This is a genomic window from Bradyrhizobium sp. sGM-13 (assembly GCF_018398875.1).
GTDB lineage: Bacteria > Pseudomonadota > Alphaproteobacteria > Rhizobiales > Xanthobacteraceae > Bradyrhizobium.
Map to the genome: position 1 here is coordinate 1 of NZ_JAGWDK010000152.1, position 858 is coordinate 858.

At 58.9% G+C, this 858-nt stretch carries 1 protein-coding gene; it reads right to left on the bottom strand.

The genetic code is table 11. The features are described from left to right. Nucleotides 1–750 (bottom strand): recombinase family protein (locus KJQ96_RS38550; RefSeq protein WP_213291164.1); only part of this gene is annotated, 750 nt, incomplete at its 3' end. Between the last annotated feature and the right edge of the window lie 108 nt (nucleotides 751–858).

An 858-nucleotide genomic window follows, 5' to 3' on the forward strand; every position in this document is an offset into this window, starting at 1 on the left:
CGCCGACACCGCTGCATCGATCCGCATATTGCTGAACGCGCTACACGCTTTCTCGCTCGACGAATCCACGTGGGTGACGCAGATGTAACGCGCGTCCCGCTTCGAATGATGCAGGACCTTGAACTTGCGTCCGCAACGCCCACAGCGCAGCAAGCCGACGAGAAGTCCACTGCCATTGCGTGCCGCACCCGTCACCACCGCCCCCTTCATGCTTGCATTACCGGCAATGATCGCTCGGTTGCGATCATACTCTTCCCAGGAGATATAGCCATCATGATGGTTGCGGATTAGAACCATCCAGTCCTCGCGCCGGCGCTCCACGCCGTGGATGGTGACTTTACGGCCGTCTTCGACTCGCGTGCGTGAAATCGTTCGTCCGTAGACATAAGCATAGACTGGATTGGTCAACAATCGATGGACGGTGTGATAGCGCGGCGGGCCCCAGCGCACCGTCCGTCCCAGCGGACCATGCACGGCGATTGGCAGCTCGATTCCTTCCTGGCAGAGCCACAGGGCCACCTGACGCACGCTACCGATCTCCCGAAACCTTCGGAACACCAGAGACAGCACTTCGCGGATACGCTGGTCGGGGTCTTGTTCCAGACGGTCATCTGCGCTGCGCCGATATCCTACAGCGACTGTCGTGTGCAGCTCGCCGCGCGCCGCCTTCAGGCGTAAGGCCTCTTGCGATCGTTGCCGCAGCGTCGACAGTTCGAGTTCGCTGAAAGTACCTTTCATACCGAGCAGCAAGCGATCATTTACGAGCCGCGGATCGTACGATCGATCATGTTGATACCTTCATTTGTTTGCTCTCGGGTCGAAAACGAGGTGATCTCGAGCTCCTGTCTTAAGCTCTCG